4 protein-coding genes are annotated in these 3,719 nt (G+C 69.9%); all 4 read right to left on the reverse strand.

The genetic code is table 11. The features are described 5' to 3' along the window. Positions 1-257, reverse strand: a 257-nt coding sequence (locus VFL64_RS14065; protein WP_489541006.1) for a hypothetical protein, incomplete at its 3' end; no start/stop codon positions are given. After that, positions 238-1,911: a GspE/PulE family protein gene (locus tag VFL64_RS14070; RefSeq protein ID WP_489541007.1), complete on the reverse strand. Its 1,674-nt coding sequence runs from the start codon at positions 1,909-1,911 to the stop codon at positions 238-240. The genes VFL64_RS14065 and VFL64_RS14070, both read right to left, overlap by 20 nt. Further along, the gene (locus VFL64_RS14075; protein ID WP_489541008.1) at positions 1,908-3,095 is read right to left on the reverse strand and encodes a type II secretion system F family protein; all 1,188 of its coding nucleotides are present in this window, start codon (positions 3,093-3,095) and stop codon (positions 1,908-1,910) included. Before VFL64_RS14075 ends, VFL64_RS14070 begins: the two co-directional genes overlap by 4 nt. Before the next feature lie 17 nt (positions 3,096-3,112). Then, positions 3,113-3,547 (reverse strand): type II secretion system major pseudopilin GspG, encoded by a 435-nt coding sequence (gene gspG, locus VFL64_RS14080; protein ID WP_489541009.1) that lies wholly within the window; start codon positions 3,545-3,547, stop codon positions 3,113-3,115. Positions 3,548-3,719: the final 172 nt, after the last annotated feature.

Consider the following 3,719-nt stretch of genomic DNA (forward strand, 5'->3'; position numbering starts at 1 on the left):
TCGGCCAGCGAGCGCAGGCCTGCGGGCGCCCGGTGAACGAAATGACGACACAGCTCGGCGCTGACCAGCACCTGCACCACCCCGTACGACGCGCCTGGCTGCATCTGGGCACGGATCGCGTCGCGCAAGCGGGCCACGGTCCAGTTGCTCGCAGGCTCGGTAGCAGGCTCGGTGGCCGGCTGTGCGGCCGACCCCGCGCGCAGCAGCGCCCGGCTGTCGAGCCCGAGCAAGAGCCGCTCACGCCGCCATCGTGACACGTCGCACCTCCTCCAGCGTGGTCTTGCCCTGGCGCACGAGGTCGAGCGCCGCTTCCATCAGGCTGCGGGTGCCGCGTTGCCGCGCAGCCTCCTTGAGGCGGCGTATCGGCTCCTTGGCGGCCACCATCTCGCGCAGTTCATCATCCAGGCGCAGCACCTCGGCCACAGCCAGGCGGCCGCGGTAGCCGGTGCCGCGGCAATCGCCGCAACCCATGCCGCGCATGAAGCGGTAGCCGGCCAGCTCCCCGGCGTCCAAATCAAAGCGGCGCAGATCCTGCGCATCGGGTTGGTAGGGCTGTGTGCAGTGCTGGCAGTTGACGCGCAGCAGGCGTTGGGCCCAGATGCCGTTCAGCGCCGAGGCCAGCGCGTAGGGGTCGAGCCCCATGTGCATGAAGCGGCCGAACACGTCGAACACGTTGTTGGCGTGCACGGTGGACAGCACCATGTGCCCGGTCAGCGCCGACTGCACCGCGATCTCGGCGGTATCGCGGTCGCGGATCTCGCCCACCATGATCTTGTCGGGGTCGTGGCGCAGGATGGAGCGCAGACCGCGCGCAAAGGTGAGGCCCTTCTTCTCGTTCACCGGGATCTGCAGCACCCCGGCCAGGTGGTACTCGACCGGGTCTTCGATGGTGATGATCTTGTCGCGGCCGGTGTGCGTCTCGGACAGCGCCGCGTACAGCGTGGTGGTCTTGCCCGAGCCGGTGGGGCCGGTCACCAGCAGCAGGCCGTAGGGTGCCTCGATGAGGTCGCGCAGCGTGACCAGCGTCTCGGCCGCGAAGCCCAGGCCTTCGAGCGTGAGCCGGCCATGGGCTTCGATGACGGCCTGCTTGTCGAGAATGCGGATCACCGCGTCTTCGCCGTGCACGCTGGGCATGACCGACACGCGCAGGTCGATCGGGCGCTCCTGCGCCATCACGCGGAAGCTGCCGTCCTGCGGCACGCGGCGCTCGCCGATGTCGAGGTCGGACAGCACCTTCAGGCGCGAGATCACCTGCTCGGCCAGTTGCCGCCCCGGCGGCTGAGCGACGGCATCGAGCACGCCGTCGATGCGGTACTTGATCACCAGGCCGGCTGCGGTGGCTTCGAGGTGCACGTCACTCGCGCCGGCGCGCAGGGCGTCGTAGAGGGTGGAGTTCAGCAGGCGCACCGCCGGGCTCTGCGCTTCCGACAAGGCGGCGAGCGACAGCACCTCGGTGGCTTCCTTGTCGCCAGCCTCGCCGGACGACACCTCGGCCAGGGTCTCCATGGCCTTGGACTTCGCTTCCTGCTGGTTGAGGTAGGCGTGGATGTCGTCGGGCGTGGCGAGCGCCATGCGCAGCGGAGCGGCAGCCCATTCCTCAATCTGCAACTGCAGATCGCGGTCGAAGGGGTCGGGCACCACCGCCACGTAGGCCACGCCGACGTCTTCCGGCAAGGCATGCAGCAGCACGGCACGGCGCTGCTGCGCACGCGCCAGCGGCAGGCGATCGAAGGCCGGTTCGCGCTGCTGCAGGTGCAGGGTCTCGAAGTACGGCATGCCGAACTGGTGCGCGAGGCTGGCAGCCGCCTCGCGCTCGGGAACGCTCAGGGCCTGCGCCAGCACGCTGGTCGCTGCGCCGCGGCCTTGGCGAGCTCGCTCGATCAGATCGGCACTGAGAGCGTGGCTGCTCATTGCACGCCTCCGGCGAGGTCGAAGATGGGCATGTAGAGCAGCAGAACGATGACGCCGATCACGAGCCCGATGCCGGCCATCAGGGCCGGCTCGAAGATGCGCGAGAAGCGGTCGAGCCAGCGCTCGGTCTCCGCGTCGTGGTACTGCGCTGCGCGGTGCAGCATCTCGGCCACCTGGCCCGAGCGCTCGCCGGCCCGCACGAAGCGCGACGAGATCGGCGTGCTCAGCCCGGCTTCGTCGAGCGCGGCCGACAAGGCCCAGCCCTCGGTCACGCGCAGGCTCACGGTGTCGACAAGGGAAGCCCGGCCCGCGGGCAGCACGCTGCGCGACAGCTGCAGGGCCTGCTGGATCGGCAGGCCGCCGCGCAGCAGCAGTCCGAGCGTGAGGAACAGACGCGACAGCGTGAGCAGCTCCATCCAGCGCGCCACGCCCGGCACGAGGCCGGCCACCTGGCTCCACCCGCCGCGCTGAGACACCGAACGGATCCACCAGGCCAGCACCAGCACCAAGCCCAGCACAGCGGCCAACGCGCCGGCCGAGTGCTGCCCCACGAACTGCCCCCAGGACAGCAGCAGCTCGGAGCCCCACGGCAGGCTGCGCCCGCCGCTGCGGTACACGGCGGCAAAGCGCGGCACCACCCAGCCCATCAGGAACAGCGAGACCAGGCCGCCCACGCCCAGCAGGATGGCCGGGTAGATGGCCGCGCTCACCATGCGCTGGCGCACCGTCTGCACACGCTGGGCGTAGCCGATGTAGCGCTCGAGCGCCGGCGCGAGCTCGCCCGTGCCCTCGGCCGACTCGACGATGCCGATGAAGAGCGGCGGAAAGAGTTCACCCTGGGCGCGCAGTGCTGCCGAGAAGCGCTTGCCTTCGCGCAGCGAGGCCACGAGCCGTTCGAGCACCGTCCGCGCTTCGGGGCGGCGCTCCTTCTCGGCAAAGGCTTCCAGGCTCTCCACCAGGCTCAAGCCCGCCCCCACCAGCGCATGCAGCTCCTGGGCGAACAGCATGACCGAGAAGGCCTGGGCCGAACCGGCCCAGCGCATCTTGCGCTGCGGCTGCAGCTCGATCGGCGTGAGCCGGCGCGCGTGCAGCTGTGCGCGTGCATCGTGCTCGTCGAGCGCGTCGAGCGAGGCGGTCACGACGCGCTGCGTCGCCTCGTCGAGGGCTCGAACCTGGAAATGCATGGCGGCCGCTGGCGCGATCAGTTGTTCTTCACGTCGGCTGCGTCGCCTTCGCCGCCCGGCTGCTTGTCCTTGCCGTAGGAGACGATGTCGAAGTCGCCACTGGTGCCCGGCGAGCGGTACTCGTAGGCGCTGCCCCACGGATCCATGGGCACCGCGCCTTCGAGGTACGGGCCATTCCATTTGGTGGCGCTCGCGGGCTTCACGAGCAGGGCCGCCAGGCCTTCCTCGGTGCTAGGGAAGCTGCCCACGTCGAGCCGGTAGGCACCGAGCGCACGGCTGAACGCGCCGATCTGCGACTTGGCCACGGCCTGCTCGGACTTGCCGACCTGCGAGAAGTACTTGGGGCCGACGTAGGCGGCCAGCAGCGCGATGATGGCCACGACCACCAGCAGCTCCAGCAAGGTGAAGCCGCGAGATGCGGTTGGAAACGGGAACGCAGAAGTCTTCTTCATGGGGTGCGGGTCGGACGGTGCTCGGTGGCTCCGGCAAGGAGGCCCGAGGACGGCATGCGCAGGCACATGCGACGAAGAAGCCCATGCGCTCCTGCCGTGCGATGAGCACGGCTTGGCGCCGAGTCACTCCTGCCCTCCTCTTGGCCGGCGGATTGTCCATCGTCCGCATGCC

Origin of the sequence: Rhizobacter sp., from assembly GCF_035702065.1 — a bacterium.
Classification (GTDB): Bacteria; Pseudomonadota; Gammaproteobacteria; order Burkholderiales; family Burkholderiaceae_C; genus Rhizobacter.